Raw genomic sequence first — 20,867 nt, 5'->3', positions numbered from 1 at the left:
AATAAGCAGAGTAATTTAGTTACTCATTAAAATAATCTGTTTATAAAGATGGTGCGGTAAAAGCAGATTTAATTAAGCCTCTTTTGTATTGGGAGTCAGCATTTCATTCTTTAGGCTATTTTTTTTCCTGTCTTTATAGTTTTTGGCATTGCGTTCCCTATGGTGTTGACTCCTGTATGCTTTTGCCAGCTCAGGATTGTCGCGAAAAACAAACTTCCCGTAACTACGAATTTCATCAACACATTCCTTTAATAAGGTGAAGGCTTTGTTTCGAATCATCAATATATTGTTGGGAATGTACATTTTACCGTCGATATTGATTCGCAGTTCGGTCATGCGTTCTGATTTTTGAATGGCTTCGTCACATAAATCCAGATTGAAATGAATGGTTTCTAATGGTTCCGGATTCTTTTTTCCCAATGCGGCCAAACGGGCTAAATCTAAACAAAACTCAGCCATAGTATGGTGATTTTTAATTTTGACTAGTATGTTTAGTAGATCTGCGTTGTTTCTGTATGCAAATTGCATATTCTCAATTAGCGATTTACGTAAATTCAGTAAGCCTGGTGCTTCTGCTTTCCATGTTTCCCGGGCTAATTTCTTATCATTGGTCAGTTCTACCCAATTCAGATTTGCACGGCGTAAGGCTTTAATGCGGGTCGATAATTTATCTAATAAATCAGTAGGCATACCAACATGCCTAAGTTGCGCGATATCGGTACTGGCCCTGGTGTGAAGTCGTTCGGCCTCGTAAATATAAATCTCAAAAGGCATATCACATTTCTTGATTTTAGAATCATCTATCGTATTTATTTCGCTTAGTAAGCTTTGCAGATCTTGTTGGTTTACCATGAGTCTGTATTTGAAGTTTTATTATATGAGTTTGGGCTTGAATTATTGGATCAATTGAAAAATACAGTGGATTTAACTTCTGAAGCATTTATTTTAGCCACTCTAAACAGAAAGAAATTAATATCCCTGACTCTTCTACGTGTTGATCTGAATGCTTTTATTTTAGCATTGAAAGATTCTGCAGAAGTATTTGTTATCCTGTTGCCAAAAAAGTTTAAGGTCTGATTCCACTGATTATATCCGCTTAAATATTTTTTATAGTTGCTAACAAAACTGATCTTCTACTATAAAGTGTTCGACATATTTCTTCAAGTTGACCGTTTTGTAAAGCCACGCCTTACTAGTTGATAACCCGATCTGAAAAAATAAGCGACAGGCATTACAAGCATGTGCATGAGTTTGGTGTATGGGAAAATCATGAAGATGAAAAGTCCGATAACAATATGCAGCTTGTAAATTAGACTGTGACCTGCAATTACTGCCCCTGCATCGGGTTGAAAGGTAATGACTTTTTGCGCCCAGATGCCTAGTTCTGCATAACTTTCAATGGAAGAACCAGCTGTGATAAATATGGAAACTATTCCCAGTCCTATCTCAACCAAGAGCAATACAATCAACAAAATGTCCTGTGGCTTGCTGTTCAATCTTAGTCTTTTATTCTTTAATCGTCTGATAAGAAGTATGAGGATACCCGCAAAGGCGGAGACACCAAAAATAGAACCCATTGTGATTGCCAACGCTCTTTTTGTGGCAGTAGTCATCATCATGTGATAGAGGTTTTCCGGAGTGAAAAGACCCGTGAAATGTCCGATGAATACCATTAGAATGCCATAATGAAACAGATTTCCACCCCATCGTTGTCCTTTTTTTGATAGAAACTGGCTCGATTCGGCCTGCAATGATTGAGGAGATTTTACAATACGGGTAATTACACCAAACCAAAATAGGGTCATCGAAATATGTGGCAAATAGGTAAATAACAGGTTGTTGATAAAATTATCCATAAGATCTATGATTTACAGGTTGTACATGGGTTATCGCTGGCAAATGTTACCGGTTTTTCTTCATAAGCTTCATCGATGCTGATTTCTGGCATGTTGGATGCCATTTGCTGAATTCTTGCTTCGACAGGTTGTTTGGCCGATAAGTTAATAATAGCTGACAGAAGGTACTGATACGGATTATCTTTTTCTTCGAGCTTACTATGAATAAACCCTACAATATCAATAATCTCGGCCAGATATTCACTTGCTTTCAAGGAAGTCTGTAATGCAAGGAATTCAAGGAACACAGGCAGAAAATCGGGTAATTCCGATTGACTGATCTCTAAACCATTTTCCTTATAGAGGTCTATCAGGTCAACCATCGCCTGACCCCTGTCTTTCGAGTCGCCATGCACATGCTCAAACAGGTAAAGTGAAACCGAGCGCGAATAATCGAATAGTTGTACATAAAATTCCTGCCAGAAAGTTAGTGGTTTCCGGGCAAAAAAATCGACAAATGCATCTATTCCGGCAATTGTTTCTGTATTCAATAAATTCTCCTCCTTAAGTGAAGAGTTTACCTGAGGTAAGAAGTTATAAATTTCCTCGTTGGGATAGGTCATCAACAGGGATAATATTCGATAGGTTTTTAACATTTTACATTCCTCCAAACAAGTTTTTTAATCGACTTTTCATACTGCCGCAACCTTCGCCGTCGCTAAAGCCGCATTCAGCTTTATCGCCAAAGACATCAAAGGCATATTCCTTATGCGAAACGGGTATTACAAACCGGTCTTCGTAATTGGCTATGGCCATGTAGCGATACATTTCTTCTACCATTTCCGGGGTCAGTCCGGTTCCTTGTAATACTTTCTCATCAACATTGTCTTCTACGGTTTTGTTTCTCATGAATGCACGCATGGCAAGCATTTTAACCAATGCTTCCTTTATTGGTTTTTCATCACCTGCGGTAAACATATTCGCTAGGTATTTAATAGGGATACGAAGCATGTCAACATCAGGAATAATGCCATTAAATCCCAGTTTCCCGCTTTCCACTTCTTCTTGAATGGGAGAGAGTGGTGGAGTGTACCAAACCATCGGTAAAGTACGATACTCGGGATGAAGTGGAAAAGCTACTTTCCAATCTACTGCCATTTTGTAAACCGGGGAATTTTGTGCGGCTGTGATAAAGTTATCGGGGATTCCTTGTTTGCGTGCTTCTTTTGCAATTTCCGGATCGTTGGGATCAAGAAAAATATCGAGATGAGACTGATACAAATCAACTGGATTTTCGGTTGAGGCAGATTCTTTTATTTTTTCGGCATCATATAGCATTACGCCGATATACCTGATCCTTCCCACGCAGGTTTCACTGCAGATAGTAGGCTCACCATTTTCAATTTTCGGATAACACAGGGTACATTTTTCGGATCGCTTGGTTTTCCAGTTGAAATAGATTTTTTTATACGGACAGGCACTTACACACTGACGCCATCCGCGACAGCGATCCTGGTCGATGAGTACAATGCCATCGTCTTCGCGCTTGTAAATGGCTCCGGAAGGACAAGCGGCTACGCAGCTTGGGTTGAGGCAATGTTCGCACAAGCGAGGAAGGTACATCATGAAGGCGTTCTCGAACTTACTGTAGATCTGTTTGTCAACGTCTTCAAAATTTTTCTCCTTGCTCCGTTCCTCAAATGCGCCCCCTAAGTTGTCTTCCCAGTTTGGACCTTTTTCTATTTTTTCCATCGGAAGACCGGTTATCATGGAGTGTGGCCTTGCTGATGGTGGTGTTACAAACTTTGCGGAAGAATGTAAAATACTATAATTGAACGTAAAAGGCTCATAGTAATCATCAATTTGGGGCATGTGAGGATTGGAAAAAATATTTTTCATGATCCCTGTTTTGCTCCCCATAAGTGGGCGAAGTTTCGACTTGTCGAGCATCCAGCCACCTTTCCATTTCTCCTGATTTTCCCAATCAGTAGGATAACCGGTACCCGGTTTGGTCTCCACATTGTTGAACCAGGCATATTCCACTCCTTTTCTGGTAGTCCACACATTTTTGCAGGTAACCGAACAGGTGTGACAGCCTATACATTTGTCGAGATTCAATACCATCGCAATTTGAGCCTGTATTTTCATATTCTGGTAAGTCTTAAATGTATTAATGTATTATTTCTTTGTCTTTCCACTCAACCTTTTTCATTTTACGAACTACTACAAACTCATCGCGGTTGGATCCGATGGTTCCGTAGTAGTTAAAACTATAGGCCAATTGTGCATATCCGCCAATCATGTGAGTTGGCTTCAAACATAAGCGTTCCACTGAGTTATGAACTCCGCCACGGTGACCTGTCAATTGACTGACAGGCATGTTCACGGTACGTTCCTGATTGTGATACATGATTAGTGCACCGACAGGAATTCGTTGTGATACAATAAGCCGGGCCACGGATGCTCCATTGCTGTTAAATACTTCAATCCAGTCATTATCTTTAAGACCAATGCTGGCAGCATCGGTTTCGCTCATCCAGGCTACCGGACCTCCCCGGCCAAGGGTAAGCATGACTAAATTGTCAGACCACGAAGAATGAATGGTCCACTTATTATGTGGGGTCATAATGTTAATGACCATATATTCGTCGTCCTTGTCTACTTTGCCCAACACTTCAAGGATCGATTTGGTATTGATGGGTGGTTTATAGGTAACCATATTCTCACCAAAGGCAATCATCCAGAGATGATCCTGATAAAGGGTTTGCCGCCCGGTGAGTGTGCGCCAGGGGATCAGTTCATGCACATTGGTATAACCGGCATTGTACGATACCTTTTCAGAGTCGATTCCGCTCCAGATAGGCGAAGTGATAATCTTGCGAGGTTGTGCTAGCAGATCGCGGTAACGTATTTTTTCTTCCTCTCGCCCTAAAGCCAAGTGGGTGTGCTTGCGTCCTGTAGTTGTTTCCAGCGCTTTCCAGGCTTTCATGGCAACCGCTCCATTGGTCTCTGGAGCCAGCGAAAGAATGACCTCAGCAGCCTGAATGTCCGTTTCAATCTTCGGAAGGCCTTTGGTTTCGCCTTCTTCACTTTTAGTAGAATTAAGACGTGCCAATAGATCTACTTCGGACTCTGTATTCCAATTGATTCCTTTTCCTCCGTTGCCCAGGGTTTTCATCAGTGGTCCCAAGGAGGTGAACCGATTGAAGGTTTCGGGATAATTGCGTTTCAGCGTGACTATTTTTGAGAAATTGATACCAGGTTTTATCTCTAAATCCGAATTTTTCCAATCTCTTGCATCGGTCGTTTTCGATAACTCCATTGGCGAATCGTGTTGTAAAGGAAGGAGTACGACGTCGGTTTCCTTGTCCAGATGCCCTTTTGTCAAAATTGAAAATTTTTCTGCCAGCCCTTTAAATATATCCCAATCTGTTCTGGATTCCCATACAGGATCAACTGCTCGTGAAAAAGGATGAATGAAGGGGTGCATATCACTCGTGCTCAGGTCGTTTTTTTCGTACCACGAAGCGGCTGGAAGTAAAATATCTGAATGCAAGCCGGTTGTTGACATCCTGAAATCGAGGGTTACCAGTAGATCAAGCTTTCCTTCCGGTGCTTCGTCGTGCCATTTTACTTCAGAAGGCAAGGTTTGTCCCAATTCTTTCAGATCGTTGCCCTGAACGCTATTTTGTGTCCCCAGCAAGTGCTTCATGAAATATTCCATTCCTTTGGCACTTGAACCCAGTAGGTTTGATCGCCACACAAACATGTTACGGGGGAAGTTGTCTGGATTGTCCGGATCTTCGGAGGCGATATTTAATTGGCCGTTTTTAAGCTGCGAAATCACATATTCTTCTGAAGCCATACCGGCAGCTTCAGCTTCTTTGGCGATGGTTAGGGGATTTTTACTCAACTGAGGAGCACTGGGTAGCCAGCCCATTCGTTCAGCGCGAACATTACAATCGATGATTGAAAGATTTTCCCATTCCGATTTATCGGCAAGGGGCGAAACTAATTCGTTTAATTTCAACTTCTCGTACCGCCATTGGTCTGTATGCATATACATAAACGAGGTCGTGTTCATTTGTCGTGGAGGACGATTCCAGTCGAGGCCAAAAGCCAATGGTAACCAGCCTGTCTGAGGTCTGAGTTTTTCCTGACCAACATAATGAGACCATCCACCTCCGGACTGACCGACACATCCACAAAATACCAGCATATTAATGGCGCTCCGGTAAATCATATCCGTATGATACCAATGGTTAACTCCAGCCCCAATAATGATCATTGATTTTCCTTCAGTAGCCGCCGCATTCTCAGCAAACTGTCTGGCAGTAGATATAATGTGTTCAGCAGGGACTCCGGTGATTTCCTCTTGCCATTTTGGAGTGAAAGGCAGATCCTCGTCATAGTTTTTTGCTGAATTCGGATCATCAAATCCCCGTTCAATTCCATAGTTGGCAATCATCAAGTCAAATACGGTGCAGGTATAAATCTCACCTTGAGTGGTCTTAATTTTCCTGACCGGCACTTTGCGTTCAATAATATCGTCGTGGTTGCTTGCCGAAAAATGTTCGTGTTTATAAGTTGATCCGCCAAAATACGGAAACTGCACAGGAATGATTTCATCATGCTGTTCGAGAAGAGATAGATGAGGATTAATGTCAGTGCCTGTTTTACTATCCTTTAGTTCTAGATTCCATTTCTGTTTTTTCTCCCACCGAGATCCTATCGTCCCGTTTGGTATCACATAGTTTCCTGATAATTCGTCGAGTAAAACAGGTTTCCATTCCGGCTTTTCAACCCCATCACACATATTTTCAAGATCACTGGCCCGGAGAAGAGTTCCACTCATGTATTTCCCGTCTTTTTCCTTAATTTTCACCAGGAATGGCAAATCGGAATATTGACGGGCATATTTTTCGAAATAGGGTGTTTTCTTCTCTAGGTAGAATTCTTTTAAGATTACATGTCCCATTGCCATACCTAAAGCAGCGTCGGTACCTTGTTTGGGTTTCATCCATAAATCGGCGAATTTAACGGCATCGTTGTAATCGGGTGCAATAACAATCGATTTTGTCCCTTTATAGCGTACTTGGGTATAGAACGGGGAATCGGGCGTACGTGTCAGCGGAACATTCGACCCCCAGAGCATCAGAAATGAAGAGTTATACCAATCGGCACTTTCAGGAACATCGGTTTGCTCGCCCCATGTTTGTGGCGATGCCGGAGGTAGATCGCAATAGAAATCGTAGAAACTTAGTACAGTACCTCCGATCAGACTCATATAGCGTGTGCCTGCCGAATATGATACCATTGACATGGCAGGAATCGGGGAGAATGCTGCGAGCCGGTCGGGACCATAAGTTTTTATGGTATAAATATTTGCAGCTGCAATGATTTCATTTACTTCATCCCATTCGGCTCGGATAAAACCTCCCAGTCCACGAGCAGCTTTATATTGTTTTGAAATGACTGGATCACTAACCACAGCCTCCCAAGCTTTAACCGGATCCGAAAGCCGGGCTTTTGCTTCTTTATAGGCCGAGAGCAACTCACCACGTATCATAGGATATTTTACCCGATTTGCACTATACAGATACCAAGAATAGCTGGCTCCCCGAGGACAACCACGTGGTTCGTGATTAGGTAATCCGGGTCGTGTTCGCGGGTAGTCTGTTTGTTGTGTTTCCCAGGTAACCAAACCATTTTTCACAAAAATCTTCCAGGAACATGATCCAGTGCAATTAACTCCATGAGTGGACCGAACAACCTTGTCGTGTTGCCATCGGTTGCGGTACATTCTTTCCCAATCACGGTTTTCGCTTGTAATGGCAATGTGTTTTTCGCTGGTTTTTTTTACCTCATTACTGAAATAAAAAAGTTTATTTAATAGGCCCATATTTCGAGTTTTATTCTTTTGAATGAACGGTATTTATTAATAATGGACAGAATTTATTTCATCTCAGTTTTTCTCTGGTGTTGTCTGAATAAATAGACAATGATACCCAAGTTGAAAATGGCCAAAACTATGAAAACAAAAAATCCATGAGCATATCCAATCTTGCCATAAGTGTTGGCAATAGCTCCCATGATAGGGGGAATGACAAATCCGCCAAAAGCGCCCAAGCCGCCAATCCAACCAGCAGCACCGCCAATGGCTTTGGGTACATAGTCGGGAACCAGTTTAAAAACAGCAGCATTATTTACCCCCATGCCAACAGCAAGAAGGATAACTGAAAAGAATCCGATTAATACGGATTGTGTATAGGAAAGAAAGATAGATGCGACTAAAACCAATAACAAGGAAACCAGACTTACCTTCTCGCCCCCGGCTTTATCTGCCAATTTTCCGCCATAGACCCTTATTGCAGAGGCTAATAATGAAAAAATCGCCGTGAATAATCCGGCCTTGGTCAGGGAGAAATCGTGAAACTGGCTCCAATAGATTGGAAACCAGGCCGTCAGTCCAATAAAGCCACCGAAAGTGGTGAAGTACAAGGCCACCAGCGCCCAGGTGTTCTTGATTTTCGCTGAATTGATCAGGCTGTCCTTCACATTTCCCGCAGGAAACATCTCCTGTCCTAATTCTTTGGCCTGCGTCCGACTTTCTTTATCGTTTTTACCTCGTTTCCTAAATTGAAAATAATAGGCATTCTGGCTGATAACAGCATATATGATGGTGCCAATTAGTAAAAAGAGGAACCATGCAAAATAGGCTGAAATAAATCCGAAACTTTGTAGATAAAACGGAAGAATAAGTGAGAATAATCCCGGGGCCAGGTTGCCCAGTCCGGCATAAGCCCCCAAGGCTACACCCTGTTTTTTCTTTGGAAACCAGTATGAAGTTTGTGCAATACCTACTGAAAAGGTAGCGATACCGGCTCCACTCAGGAATCCAAGAAAAAGGATTAGACCATATAAACCATGCATTTTATCGGGATAGGTAAAGTTTAAGAGTATGGTAATGCCACCTAAACCAATTACTGATAAAATTAGTAAAATGAGAAAGGGTTTTTTTCCGCCCGTGGTATCAACCCAGGCGCCAAAAGGGATACGAAGCAATGAGCCCGAGAGCGCCGGGATAGCGACTAAAAGTCCCATCATTACAGGGGTTAATTCCATTGCCTCTTTAAACTTTATGGCTGTTGGGCCATATAGAGAAACGGCGGCGAACCCAAAAAAGAAACCCAATGTGGTTCCGAGCAATCCTAGCCCGGGTGTACCTTTGATCTTGTTTTGTTGCATATAATCTTTATTTTATATGGTTTGAAAATTTTTTATCTAATTTTATAATCGGTACTTTTCTTTCAGGTCTGCAAGGGTTGTATTTGAGAGTGTTTTATCCATTTTTAATGGGGCTTTTGCTCAGGTGTCATGCATAATACATGGTTTGTCCCTAATACAGTAAATGTGTTCTAGTATGCAGTTGCATAATCATCTGATCCTTCCAATGTTTTAATTACGAGAGCAAGGTTTATTTTGATAAGATCTTTTGCGAAAATAAATCCGCCATTTCTACAAGATTTGCATTTTAAGAATCCTTAGCTTGCCAAATCAGTCAATAAATGAGCAGGTAACGATAGGGAATCTTAAATTTAGGATAAAGGTATTCAGAAGAATATAAGCCCTTATTTCTCGTGGATATAAACCCTAAAATAGTACTTGCATATTCAGTAGTTTTATCAGAGATCATATATTCTACCTTTTTAATAGCGAATAAACCAAAGTTAAAAATAAAATGGTATTTCAAAATTTATCAGATCAATTAATTTCATCTTATAAATAAATGCCATTGTAAATAGTACAATGTACTGCATCGTAAATATTTATAGCAAGACAGCTTCTTTTTTGTTTTTGCAGGCCATGAATTTCTTCATGAACCAATGATTTTAGATACTTCCTATCGTAAATTTTCTGGATTAACATGTCCATTCCTTTGTCATAATTGTATCGTGGATTTTCTTGTTCAACTTATTTACAGTCAGATTATTTACTGTTTTATTTGAAATTGCTTGATTAATTGTACTTAACTAACAGGTTTTGTGTTATACTTTTCATGGTTGCCCCATTTTTTTAGGATTTTTTCGTTCTGTCTTACATTCGCTACTTGGTTTGTTAGTGTGTTCATAGGTATAATTTTTCATTTGTTTAATTGATGTAAAGTTAGAACGTTTCATATTAAAAAAGGAGGAGTGTATAATAGAGTGAAAAATATCATTTTTTATGAATTTCGAAATTAGATGATTATTTGGAAGGAAAAATATCTTTTTTAATTCAAAACTATGGGTACAGAATTTATTAACGATTCTAGATTATGGGGAATAGAATAATGATCACTTTGAGAAGTTTTTTATTGGAGGAGGTTCTGAAAGAGTTTTAGAGCGTTCTTAAAAAAAAGAATGATTGTTTATTTTTAAAATATTTGTATTACAAATTTTAATTAGCAAGTTTTTTTTAAATAAAATATTGAGAACGATATGAGTGGAATAGTGAATAAGATATGGGTAGGGATTAGAATTGTATTTGCAGTTTTTATGATATTTGGAGGTTTGCAACATTTTTTTTAAAACCAGATTTTTATCTGCCATTTGTGCCAGCCTTTTTACCTTTTCCAATAACCATTATTTATCAGGACTGATGGAGATCGGTTTAGGTTTTCTTCTTGTTTTCAAAAAGTATGCAAGAATAGCGGCATTGGGTATTTTCATTTTAATGATATTGTTCTTGCCTATTCATGTTTGGGATGTATTTTCAGACGTATCGGCAATTGGGAGTCACATGGCAGCATTAATTCGATTATCATTTCAATTTTTATTTATAGCAATTGCCTGGAAGTTAAATCAGTTGTCAAGAACCAATAAAAAGCGATAGTCTCCATGGCCTTAAAAGAGAAGAGTAAAGAAAAACGGAATACATTATTAAAAGCCACATTTAGTTTGGTTAACGATAATGGTTTTCATGATGCACCAATGTCGAAAATTGCCAAAATGGCTAATGTGTCACCTGCGACAATTTATATTTATTTTGAAAATAAACAGGATCTGATTAATCAATTGTATTTGAAAGTGAAGATTTCTTTCACAGATAGAGTCCTTGGAGTATTTATCTAAGGGCTCTTATTTGGTGTGCTGTGTATGGTAATAACTAGGAGATGAAAGTTCTCTATGGGGGTTTGTCGTAGCCAACCATTAGCTAAAGGCAAGGGTGCTTACCGCGAGGTATAATCTGAAGGAAGCCGGCGGCAAATTTCCGACCTGAGGAATACGAACATCATCAGGCATAACCGTTGGGATGAGTTTGCCAAACAAAACGAAGTCCAAATACTACATGGACAACGGGGTGTAAATGATGCGGGTACATGGAATGAAAGTTATTTACCTTACCGCGGGAGGTCTCATGGATGTGTTGAAATATTAGGTATGATATGCAGTCGTAAAAGGTTTGTCATGAGAAGTCAGTCGAGGTCATAGTACCAAATCATAATTTGGTTTGGGAAGGACTGAACCTGGTACATGAATAGAGAATGAAAGTTACCGAAGGAGTCCTTTGAAGTCAGATGCTCGGAAGAGGCTTCTCGCTGGAAGATAGGACGGAATCCGAAAATAAGTGAGAGTGATGCTACTCTTTTGGATAACTGAAAACGATATCCAATCATCTTTAATATGATGGTGTACCGGGCCGCCTTGGTACGGAACCGTATGCCGGGTGGTGTGGGAGGTGTACCAGTGAGTTTTATTTTCTCACTGGACATCTACCCGATTTTATTGATACCAAAGCTAAGTTTGTTGTCAATATGTTGTAGTAAACTATCTAAATGCTTGTTTTTGTGATAGATTACTCAACTAGATTGTCAAAATGCGAATAATCCAAACTATTCTTTTACCTTTGCCGCTCAATTTAATTAATATATGACATTCGATAAATTAGACATTATTCCCCCCATTTTAAAGGCTATTGGGGAAAAAGATTATAAACATCCCACTCCTATTCAGGAAAAATCCATACCAATTTTATTACGCAAAAAAGATTTACTTGGATGCGCACAGACAGGAACAGGGAAGACAGCGGCTTTTGCGATTCCTATTCTTCAGCATTTACATGAAGAGGGACAATATAAAGGAAAGCGAAGAATTAAGGCATTGGTAGTAACACCTACCCGCGAATTAGCAATTCAAATAAAGGAAAGTTTTACCGATTACGGTAAATATACCGACATTAAAAATACCGTTATTTTTGGTGGTGTAAAGCAAGGAGCTCAAACTCAGGCTTTGGCTAAAGGAATAGATGTTTTGGTGGCAACACCAGGGCGTTTATTAGATTTGATGAATCAGGGTTTTATCAGCTTAAGAGATATTAAATACTTTGTACTGGACGAGGCCGATCAGATGCTTGATATGGGATTTATCCATGATATTCGCAGGATTATCGATCGTTTGCCTAAAAGAAGACAATCGTTGTTCTTTTCGGCAACTATGCCTTCTAGTATTGTGAGTTTGTCGCAAAAAATTCTTGGGAATCCTGAAAAGGTAACTATAAAACCAGAACAGGCAACAGCCGAAAAGGTAGGCCAATCGGTTTATTTTGTGAGTAAACGATCCAAACCAAAGTTGCTGATTCATTTGCTAAAAGCAGGCGAAATGGATTCTACACTAGTGTTTTCACGTACCAAGCATGGTGCTGATAAAATCACCCGAATATTGAATAAGGCGGATATTAATGCCGAAGCAATTCATGGAAACAAATCTCAGAATGCCAGACAAAAGGCTCTTTCAAATTTTAAGGAAGGAGTAACAAAAGTACTGGTAGCTACTGATATTGCTGCTCGTGGCATCGATGTGGCAGATCTGTCGTTGGTAGTGAATTTCGATTTACCTAATATTCCGGAGACCTATGTGCATCGTATCGGACGAACCGGTAGGGCTAGTGCAAGCGGTGTTGCAGTTTCCTTTTGCGATAGCGAAGAATTGCCTTATTTGAAAGATATTCAACTGTTGATAAGACAAGATGTTCCGGTAGTTACCGATCATCCATTTTCTATCGATGAGATTAATGATGCACCACCTTCCCGTGAGCAGTCTTTGGGGAGAAGATCGCAAAATCGTTCCTCTAGACCAAATGACTCAGGTAAGAAGGATTGGCGACGCGGAAGTCCCACTTCTCGTAGGCGACGAGCTTAATAATACTAACTTATAATATAGAATAAGAGGATATCTAATGTTGGATATCCTCTTTTTTGTATTGTTATTTTTTGGTTCTCGTGGAATGGAGCATCTGTAATTTCCAACCTTTATCAGTTCGAATTGCAGTAGCACTTTCGAGCCAGTGAATCTTTCTGATGCTTCCATCTTCCCTGGTGATTGTCGCATAGTTTTGATAGGCAAGCCAAGCCATAATCTTGCCTACTTTTATCGATACAAAATCGAAAGTATTCTCTCTTTTCGATAGAATTTTTTTAGAACGATTTCTTTCCAAATGGTAAGAAATAGAATCGTTTGTCCATACAGCTCCATTTTCCAATAGTAAAAAATCTTTGGTGTAATACTTTTCAATGCTCTTAGAATCCCTATTCGACCATATTTCATCAAAGGAATCTTGAATAAGAGATTTCAGCATTTCTTCATCTTTTTGCACTGTACTTTGGGCAAAGCTCATATTACTTGATAGCAGAATGAATACCAGATATACTAATTTTTTCATACTTGTTGATTTAAATTTATGTTGCTGTTGTGTTGTAATCTAATTGATTTGGTAAATGTAAGAAAAGATAAGTTTTGATGTTAATTTGGTATTATTTTCATTTCGAAGCAACCTGTGATTAGCGCTAATAAATCGAAACGACTTAATGCTATAATGCAATCTATCGGGATTTGGAGAAAGAGATCAAATGCTTAACTTTAGTTGCGCTCGAAAATAAGTGACGAGATCGTAATTTTTTTATTTCAAATCCTAGCATGAGAAACCAACTTGTAAATATCAATACAGTAAATGATATTTTCGTAGAATATCGCCATACGCCCATCGCTTTATTGCTTGAATTTCATAACCTGAACCGGCCTTTTGCTAGTTATACTCAGGCACAATTGTTAGTTGGGATGTGTATGGATAATCGCAAACATCTTCATATTCCCGATAACTTCTCCTATATAATTAGATCAGGAGGAGCCAATCTTCGATATAGTGAGTTTAAAGTTTCCTATGCAATCTCCGTTGGAGGAATACAATACATCGCATTAATTGGTCACAACAATTGCGGTATGGTAAATCTTCATGCCCGAAAGGAGCTTTTTATTAATGGTTTGATAAAGAATGCCGGTTGGGAAAGGGAAAGGGCCGAGGAGCATTTTACCAGTTTCGCTCCCATGTTTGAAATCGATAATGAAATTGATTTTGTGGTGAGTGAAGCCAAACGATTAAGAGTGAAATATCCAAATGTAACGATTGCTCCTCTGTTTTATAATGTGGAGGACAACCGCCTTTCAATGATTCAGGAATAAATATCTTTCGATCTTTACTGCCAGCAAGTCAACTGCGATCCGATAAGGAACGGGATTGGAAAAATATTGTCTGAATTAAAAGTCTATGGCATCCATTCTTGTTATTTAAATTTATGAAGTATTTTTGTGTCGCTTATATGCTTCTTCAGGATTGAAGTTTTAAGGCAAATCAGAAACTATGGAGTATACAAGACTAAATAAGGCGATTGCAGAAACGGGTTATTGTTCCCGCCGCGAGGCAGATAAATTAATTGAGCGTGGCAAGGTTAAGGTAAATGGAAAAACTGCCGATTTGGGAGTGAAAGTAAGCAGGGAAGATGAGATTAGTGTAAATGGATTTGTTGTTACCAAAACAAAAAAAAGCATCTATCTGGCCTTTAATAAACCTGTTGGAATAACTTGTACTACTGATCTTCGCATTAAGGGGAATATTATTTCCTATATTAATTATCCCGAACGAATTTTCCCTATTGGCAGACTGGATAAACCAAGTGAAGGTCTGATTTTCATGACTAACGATGGAGATATTGTGAATAAAATACTTCGTTCGCGCAATAATCACGAAAAGGAATATGTGGTGAGCGTGAATAAAAAGATTACTGCTGGTTTTATTAAGAAAATGGGAAATGGCGTACCCATTCTCGATACCGTAACCAAGAAATGTGAAGTGAAGCAGATCAATAATAAAACCTTCAAAATTATTCTTACCCAGGGCTTAAACCGACAGATTCGCAGAATGTGTGAATACTTGGGATATGAGGTAGTCGCACTAAAACGATTACGAATTATGAACATCCCCTTGGGAAATCTGAAAGTGGGAAAGTACCGCTCTTTCACCAAAAAGGAATTAAGAGATTTACTTGCTCTTTGCGAGGATTCCCAAAAAACATACGATTCCTTTTAATACCAACTTTTTTTCTTTGTCGCATTCTACAAACAATAGTTTGGTAATTTGATTTTAGCAGGAAAATAACATATCGATTTCATCTTATTGGTATATTGCTGATATGAAAATTATTATTGCTCCCGATAAGTTTAAAGGATCTCTCACTGGAATGGAGTTCTGCTCTGCCATAGAGGAGGGAATCAAAAAACATATTGATGATGTGGTGATGGTAAAACTTCCGCTTGCCGATGGGGGAGATGGTACCGTGGAGGTCTTGAAATATTATCTGGATGGGGAGATGATTTCTTTGGAGGTAAACGATCCCCTGCATCGAAAAGTGAATGCTTCCTATCTGTACTCGGCAAGTAAAAAAACTGCTTTTATCGAAATGTCCGCAGCTTCCGGCATCCGATTGTTGAAAGAGGAGGAAGCCAACCCTATGCTTACCAGTACTTATGGTACCGGCGAACTAATAGCAGATGCACTGAAACGAGGCGCTACACACATCATTCTGGGAATTGGAGGAAGTGCTACCAACGATGCAGGTATGGGCATGGCTCGTGCTTTGGGTTATCGGTTTTTTGATAGTAACAGAAAGGAATTGGAAGGAAAGGGAGAGGATATGATTCGTCTGGATTTTATCGACACTTCGGCGGTTCACTATGCATTAAAAAAGGTAAAGTTCGAAGTGGCGTGCGATGTGGATAATCCTTTGTATGGTATCAATGGTGCGGCTCACATTTATTCTCCGCAAAAAGGTGCAAGTCCTGATATGGTAGCGCAACTGGATAATGGATTGATCCGCTTTAACAAGGTGGTGAACGATCAGTTTGCCATGGATCTGCAGCATATAAAAGGTGCTGGAGCTGCTGGCGGATTGGGAGCCGGCTGTATTCTTTTTCTGAATGCACAGTTAAATTCAGGTATCGAATTGATTAAGAAAGTTGCCGATTTTGATAACAAAATTATGGATGCGGATTGGATTATCACCGGAGAAGGAAAACTGGATAGTCAAACTTTATCCGGTAAGGTAATCAGAGGAGTGCTCGATGCACTCAGCGGCCAGAAACTAGCTCTTTTTTGCGGCTTGGTCGATTTGTCGGAAGAAGAATTGAAAGCAATTCCTACCGATTATCTTGCACAAATATCAAGTTCGGCTAAAGATGTTAAGGACTCTATGCAAAATGCCCGAATCTATCTACAAATGGCCGCAGAGGAGTTTGCAAGCTCGGGTTTGCTAGGATCAGAAAAGAATATGTATTAAAATGCCTTATCTAAGAACCATTCTACCAATCCCCCCAAGTCAATAATCCAATTTTTTAGGGCAAGTTGCCAATGGAGCGCGAGATATTGTCAATGGGCGTGTCGGTATTGCCTCGGGAAGCCAAAATATTGCCGATGGGCGGGTAGATGTTACCGATTGGAAGCAAAAAATTACCGATGGGATACTAAAAGTCCCGAGGGGAGGGGGTTACCTACCTCGGGACTAATAAAATCAAGGGTTTCAGAAAATCCTCTTTTTTAATTCAGGTATTTTTCTCTGCGATCCTCATTATGCCAAAATACATAACGGCCACATTCTCTAATAGTACTCATATTATTAATCAGCAAAGTATAGGCCTTATCACGAAGTGCTTTGGTATTACTGTTGTCGTCTTTCGAGCCGTTTACCATAGCTAATAGTACAGACATTTCGCTCGAGGTAGCTTTGGCAGTGGTAATAATTTCCGGATTGAGATTAATGGCATTTAAAGGCTCTGGATTATTCTCTCCCAAAATGGCTAAATCGATTAGATCCTGAATCATATCTTTATGACCGTTGCCTTCCCGAATACGTTTTACCTTTTTGCTTAGGTTATCATTATTACGATAGGCGTAGGTGAGATGGTGCAGTAACTCGTTTCGAAGATCGTAAGCCAGAGGCGACTTCTCTAACCATTCTTGTTGAGCAGCTTTTTGCTCTTTGTATTCACTCATCCATTGTGCCTGACAATATCTTAGGGCACCAGATAGTGGAACCAATTGATCGATTAGCGTTATGTCTAGTCCTGCCTGACCTAACAGCTCTTTGTCTTTAGTAGCCTCCTTTGCAAGGGTCTCTGCATTTGCAGTACATTCGTCAATTGATTGGTTGGGGAGTTTGACATCCGAATTGCAGAATTTTGCAATTGTCTCTTTCCATGATTCAAAATTGCTTTTAAAATCCATGTTATATATTTAGAAATAGTATATTGCAGGGCTCATCGGCCTCTTCTTCCAGTGGCTCGCTAAAGTTTCCGGTTGATGACCAGCCGATGAGTTACCTGTTTTTTCTGAACAGGTGAGCAAAAGTCCTTCTGTTTAGAAAACGATTTCTAAGTTAAATAAAGTTGATGAAAAATTTGCCTGTCAAATGTGTCAAGTTTGATCAAATCACTTATCTGTTTGATTCTTAATAACAAACAATTGTAAAAAATTTATGTTTGAAGAATTACAGATAAAAAATAACAGGTTTTTAATCGAAAAAATAACTTGGTAATTAATTGTGGTGAGCTCCAGCTTTCTTGAGGCTTCTCAAAGGAGCTGTAATGCCGTAGAATCCCCGAATTTGCTATATTTGTATAGATCTATCCTAAAGCCACGTTTATGAAACGCTTCTACTTTTATTTTTTTGTTTTCTTATTTCATGCCAGTCTTTCCTTTAGTGCAGCACCTTCTTATAATACTTTTGTAATTAATTACAATAGAAGTGAGTATAAGGGCCAAAGTCAAAATTGGGATGTGGCTTTTGATGATATTGGGCGTGCCTATTTTGGAAATGGAGCAGGCGTTTTGGAATTTGATGGGGAGGATTGGGAATTATATCAGCATCATTCTAAAACAGCAATCAGGGCTTTGTATTTCGATAAGGAAAGTAAGAGGCTTTATTCTGGTTGTTACGAAGATTTTGGATATTGGAAACGGGATGATTTTGGAGTACTGCGATATTATTCCTTGGGGATTTATCTGAAGGATTATCATTTTTCAGGAGAACGAATTTGGTCTATCGAAAAGAGTGGAAAAGAGATTCTATTTCAATCATTTCCATCTCTGTTTGTTTATAATACAGAAACAAATCAAGTTCACTATATCAAGACCACTGGCGATCTTTTGTTTTTGGGAAAGATAAAGGATGTTGTTTACACCAGGATTAGAGGAAAAGGGATCTGTTCCTATGAGAAGGGAAAATTTACTGTTGTTGATAGTTCTGCTTTTGCAAAGGAAGCCACTTTGCGCTTTTACTTGCCATATAACAATGGATTATTGGTTGGGGATGGAAAAACAGGACTTCATCTTATTGCAAAAGGAATATCCAGAAAATGGGATTGTGAAGCAAATCAAATACTCTCCTCTAAAGATGTGAATACAGGTGTCGCAATAGGGAAGGACTCCTATGCAATCGGCACCTTGTCGGCAGGGCTCTATATTATCAGTCACGAGGGAAAAATACTCAACCACATCGACCGCCAAAGTAAATTAGAGAACAATACTGTATTAGGATTAGGAATGGATCATTCGGGCGATCTGTGGTTAGCAATGGACAACGGGCTTTCCCATGTGGAGTTGAATTCAGATGTGAAGTATAAAATAGATGTAGAGCATGCGCCATCGGCAATTTATTCCGTTATCAAGCATAAGGGATATGTATATGTTGGCACAAATAATGGCTTGCTATATTCAAAATTTAATAAGGATCTGATGCAGCTGGATTTTCGGGATCTGAAGCCAATGAAAGGAATTTCGGGGCATATATGGAAACTGGAAGTATTGAAAGGTGAATTAATATGCTCCAGTAACGATGGTATTTATACGATAGTTGCAGATCATCAAATTCCATTATCAGAAGCGGCTGGCGGAACCGATTTTGAAATTCTTAGGTTGGATGGAGTGGAATGGCTAATAGAATCTACCTATTATAAGATAAGGGTGTTTAAGCGGATAAATAACCAATGGGTATTTTCCCATTTTGTGGATGGCTTTGAAGGAAGTTGCAGGTTTATAGAGATCGATAATGAGGGATACATCTGGATTAGTCATGAGGTAAAAGGACTGAACAGACTCAAATTGTCCGATGATTTAAAACGGGTAGTATCGAATAAATATATTGGACTAGATGCCGGATTACCAACCGAATATCATTTGAATGTATTCAAATTAAATAGTAGGGTGGTGGTAACAACAGGAGGGGATATCTATACCTACGATGATTTAAAAGATAGAATGGTACCCTTCGAAAAGCTCAATAATATACTGGGCAGATTTAAAAAGGCAGTTAATATCGTAAACGTAGATAAAAATCATTTCTGGGTAATTGCGGATAATGAAGCAGCCTATATGAGAAATATTGCAGATTCTATTGAAATTGTAAAAGCATTTACCTTAAATAAAGAATTTGCTTTTCCTGATAAATACCAAAATATATCCGTTAATAAAGATGCCAGTGTGCTTTGCCTGGAGAATGGTTTTGCCATTTTACCCAATAAGTTACCTATAAATGGAGTACATCAGGCATTAAGTATAACCCGTATTACCAGTGGAAAACGTGGGGTCGACAATAAGGGGAAACTATTGCCTTTGACAAGTGAGGAGGACATAGAATTAATGCCTCGGGATAACTCCATTGAATTTACATTAAGCTGCGTAAATTTTAGTCCTAATCGGGTAAGCTACCAATATCGAATCCCCGGCCTTATAGATCAATGGTTGGATAGCGACACGAAAAATGTAAATAATATTAGTGATATTCCTGACGGAGAATATGAATATCAGGCAAGGGTGATTTTCTCTGATGGTGCAATATCTAATGTGGTCATCTATACTTTTACCGTATTACCACGATGGTATGCATCAAAAACAGGTATTCTAATTATTATCTTATTCCTGCTTATTTCGATGAGTCTGTTGATTGTTTTTAATAAGCGCATTTTGGCAAAGCAAACCTATCAATTGGAAAAGAAACATAAAGACGAGCTCCTGCAAAGCGAATCGACTATTCAGCAGTTGAAAAATGATGTATTGAAAAAAGAATTGGAAAACCTGCAAGGCAAATTATCCGTTTCTGCCAATGCTTTGGTTGAGAAAGATATTTCGATTAATAATATTAAAAGCGAACTGGAAAAAGTGTACCACAAATTGGAGGGTCGTTTACCCCATCGCGATTTTGATAAATTACTTCATGTGATAAATAAACAATTGACTCCTAAAAAAGACAGGCTCGCTTTTGAACAACATTTCGCTGTGTCGCAGAGTGGATTTTACGATAAGATGAGGGAGGAATTTCCAAAATTGACCCCTGCAGATTTACGTTTGTGTTCTCTCCTGAAAATGAATATGAATTCAAAGGAGATTTCGAAGCTACTGGGAATTACGGTTCGAAGTGTAGAGGTAAGTCGCTACCGACTGCGAAAAAAAATGGGATTGAAACCAGAAGATAATCTTATTAAGGAGATCATGAAATATTAATTAGCCCTTAGGTGGATCATCCCAATTTATCAGGAAAAAATCAGGCTGTTCTTAAAATACAATTAATTCATGTTTTTATTGGATAGCCTGATTTTTTTCAATCCAATAGAGAGAAGTTAATTTTCGATTATTCGAAAATTAAAATCCCCCAAAGCATTTCTACTTTAG

General features: G+C 39.1%; 16 protein-coding genes. 7 read left to right on the top strand and 9 right to left on the bottom strand.

Annotated features, from left to right (window positions below):
- Nucleotides 1-72 precede the first annotated feature (72 nt).
- From DLK05_RS09275 to DLK05_RS09245, 7 genes are read right to left on the bottom strand one after another with little or no spacing between them, the layout of a single operon-like run.
- Nucleotides 73-852 carry a hypothetical protein gene (locus DLK05_RS09275; RefSeq protein ID WP_127343724.1) on the bottom strand — a complete coding sequence of 260 codons (780 nt, stop codon included), beginning with the start codon at nucleotides 850-852 and terminating at the stop codon, nucleotides 73-75.
- 50 nt (nucleotides 853-902) lie between these two features.
- Nucleotides 903-1,130 (bottom strand): transposase, encoded by a 228-nt coding sequence (locus tag DLK05_RS18535; protein WP_209319810.1) that lies wholly within the window; start codon nucleotides 1,128-1,130, stop codon nucleotides 903-905.
- 30 nt (nucleotides 1,131-1,160) lie between these two features.
- Nucleotides 1,161-1,856, bottom strand: coding sequence for a respiratory nitrate reductase subunit gamma (gene narI, locus DLK05_RS09265; RefSeq protein WP_127343723.1), 696 nt, complete (start codon nucleotides 1,854-1,856; stop codon nucleotides 1,161-1,163).
- Between the two features lie 5 nt (nucleotides 1,857-1,861).
- A complete protein-coding gene (gene narJ, locus DLK05_RS09260) occupies nucleotides 1,862-2,506 on the bottom strand; it encodes a nitrate reductase molybdenum cofactor assembly chaperone (protein ID WP_127343722.1) in 645 nt (214 codons plus the stop codon).
- The gene (gene narH / locus DLK05_RS09255; protein WP_127343721.1) at nucleotides 2,493-3,983 is read right to left on the bottom strand and encodes a nitrate reductase subunit beta; all 1,491 of its coding nucleotides are present in this window, start codon (nucleotides 3,981-3,983) and stop codon (nucleotides 2,493-2,495) included. Before narH ends, narJ begins: the two co-directional genes overlap by 14 nt.
- A 22-nt stretch (nucleotides 3,984-4,005) precedes the next feature.
- Nucleotides 4,006-7,737 (bottom strand): nitrate reductase subunit alpha, encoded by a 3,732-nt coding sequence (locus tag DLK05_RS09250; protein ID WP_127343720.1) that lies wholly within the window; start codon nucleotides 7,735-7,737, stop codon nucleotides 4,006-4,008.
- Between the two features lie 53 nt (nucleotides 7,738-7,790).
- Entirely contained in the window at nucleotides 7,791-9,083 is a 1,293-nt protein-coding gene (locus DLK05_RS09245) for an MFS transporter (protein WP_127343719.1), read from the bottom strand.
- A 1,296-nt stretch (nucleotides 9,084-10,379) separates the two neighbouring features.
- Here DLK05_RS09245 and DLK05_RS18920 point away from each other — a divergent pair.
- The 3 genes from DLK05_RS18920 (at nucleotide 10,380) to DLK05_RS09225 (ending at nucleotide 13,015) form a co-directional block, all read left to right on the top strand.
- Complete coding sequence (locus DLK05_RS18920; RefSeq protein ID WP_498366001.1) at nucleotides 10,380-10,709, top strand: DoxX family protein; 330 nt, start codon at nucleotides 10,380-10,382, stop codon at nucleotides 10,707-10,709.
- A 5-nt stretch (nucleotides 10,710-10,714) separates the two neighbouring features.
- Entirely contained in the window at nucleotides 10,715-10,948 is a 234-nt protein-coding gene (locus DLK05_RS09235; protein ID WP_127343718.1) for a TetR/AcrR family transcriptional regulator, read from the top strand.
- Between the two features lie 798 nt (nucleotides 10,949-11,746).
- Nucleotides 11,747-13,015 (top strand): DEAD/DEAH box helicase, encoded by a 1,269-nt coding sequence (locus DLK05_RS09225; protein WP_127343717.1) that lies wholly within the window; start codon nucleotides 11,747-11,749, stop codon nucleotides 13,013-13,015.
- Nucleotides 13,016-13,079: 64 nt separating this feature from the next.
- Here DLK05_RS09225 and DLK05_RS09220 read toward each other — a convergent pair whose 3' ends face one another.
- Nucleotides 13,080-13,535 carry a nuclear transport factor 2 family protein gene (locus DLK05_RS09220; protein WP_209319806.1) on the bottom strand — a complete coding sequence of 152 codons (456 nt, stop codon included), beginning with the start codon at nucleotides 13,533-13,535 and terminating at the stop codon, nucleotides 13,080-13,082.
- A 254-nt stretch (nucleotides 13,536-13,789) separates the two neighbouring features.
- On the opposite strand from DLK05_RS09220, the gene DLK05_RS09215 reads away from it, so the two are divergent.
- The 3 genes from DLK05_RS09215 (at nucleotide 13,790) to DLK05_RS09205 (ending at nucleotide 16,482) form a co-directional block, all read left to right on the top strand.
- Nucleotides 13,790-14,332 (top strand): carbonic anhydrase, encoded by a 543-nt coding sequence (locus tag DLK05_RS09215; protein WP_127343716.1) that lies wholly within the window; start codon nucleotides 13,790-13,792, stop codon nucleotides 14,330-14,332.
- 178 nt (nucleotides 14,333-14,510) lie between these two features.
- On the top strand, nucleotides 14,511-15,236 hold the full coding sequence (locus DLK05_RS09210; protein WP_127343715.1) for a pseudouridine synthase: 726 nt from the start codon (nucleotides 14,511-14,513) through the stop codon (nucleotides 15,234-15,236).
- Between the two features lie 103 nt (nucleotides 15,237-15,339).
- Complete coding sequence (locus DLK05_RS09205; protein ID WP_127343714.1) at nucleotides 15,340-16,482, top strand: glycerate kinase; 1,143 nt, start codon at nucleotides 15,340-15,342, stop codon at nucleotides 16,480-16,482.
- 257 nt (nucleotides 16,483-16,739) lie between these two features.
- On the opposite strand, the gene DLK05_RS09200 is transcribed toward DLK05_RS09205, so the two are convergent.
- Nucleotides 16,740-17,426, bottom strand: coding sequence for a hypothetical protein (locus DLK05_RS09200; RefSeq protein ID WP_127343713.1), 687 nt, complete (start codon nucleotides 17,424-17,426; stop codon nucleotides 16,740-16,742).
- Nucleotides 17,427-17,843: 417 nt separating this feature from the next.
- Here DLK05_RS09200 and DLK05_RS09195 point away from each other — a divergent pair, with 417 nt between their 5' ends.
- Nucleotides 17,844-20,699, top strand: coding sequence for a helix-turn-helix and ligand-binding sensor domain-containing protein (locus DLK05_RS09195; RefSeq protein WP_127343712.1), 2,856 nt, complete (start codon nucleotides 17,844-17,846; stop codon nucleotides 20,697-20,699).
- Nucleotides 20,700-20,867 lie beyond the last annotated feature (168 nt).

The sequence above is a fragment of the Ancylomarina longa genome, from assembly GCF_003996985.1.
In the GTDB taxonomy this organism is placed as follows: Bacteria; Bacteroidota; Bacteroidia; order Bacteroidales; family Marinifilaceae; genus Ancylomarina_A; species Ancylomarina_A longa.
This window is presented reverse-complemented; position numbering and strand designations above follow the sequence as displayed.

Excerpts from the sequence above, each read along its gene's own strand:
- DLK05_RS09275 (WP_127343724.1), bottom strand. The coding sequence starts at position 852 with ATGGTAAACCAACAAGATCTGCAAAGCTTACTAAGCGAAATAAATACG.
- narI (WP_127343723.1), bottom strand. The coding sequence starts at position 1,856 with ATGGATAATTTTATCAACAACCTGTTATTTACCTATTTGCCACATATT.
- narH (WP_127343721.1), bottom strand. The coding sequence starts at position 3,983 with ATGAAAATACAGGCTCAAATTGCGATGGTATTGAATCTCGACAAATGT.
- DLK05_RS09250 (WP_127343720.1), bottom strand. The coding sequence starts at position 7,737 with ATGGGCCTATTAAATAAACTTTTTTATTTCAGTAATGAGGTAAAAAAA.
- DLK05_RS09245 (WP_127343719.1), bottom strand. The coding sequence starts at position 9,083 with ATGCAACAAAACAAGATCAAAGGTACACCCGGGCTAGGATTGCTCGGA.
- DLK05_RS09235 (WP_127343718.1), top strand. The coding sequence starts at position 10,715 with ATGGCCTTAAAAGAGAAGAGTAAAGAAAAACGGAATACATTATTAAAA.
- DLK05_RS09225 (WP_127343717.1), top strand. The coding sequence starts at position 11,747 with ATGACATTCGATAAATTAGACATTATTCCCCCCATTTTAAAGGCTATT.
- DLK05_RS09220 (WP_209319806.1), bottom strand. The coding sequence starts at position 13,535 with ATGAAAAAATTAGTATATCTGGTATTCATTCTGCTATCAAGTAATATG.
- DLK05_RS09215 (WP_127343716.1), top strand. The coding sequence starts at position 13,790 with ATGAGAAACCAACTTGTAAATATCAATACAGTAAATGATATTTTCGTA.
- DLK05_RS09210 (WP_127343715.1), top strand. The coding sequence starts at position 14,511 with ATGGAGTATACAAGACTAAATAAGGCGATTGCAGAAACGGGTTATTGT.
- DLK05_RS09205 (WP_127343714.1), top strand. The coding sequence starts at position 15,340 with ATGAAAATTATTATTGCTCCCGATAAGTTTAAAGGATCTCTCACTGGA.
- DLK05_RS09200 (WP_127343713.1), bottom strand. The coding sequence starts at position 17,426 with ATGGATTTTAAAAGCAATTTTGAATCATGGAAAGAGACAATTGCAAAA.
- DLK05_RS09195 (WP_127343712.1), top strand. The coding sequence starts at position 17,844 with ATGAAACGCTTCTACTTTTATTTTTTTGTTTTCTTATTTCATGCCAGT.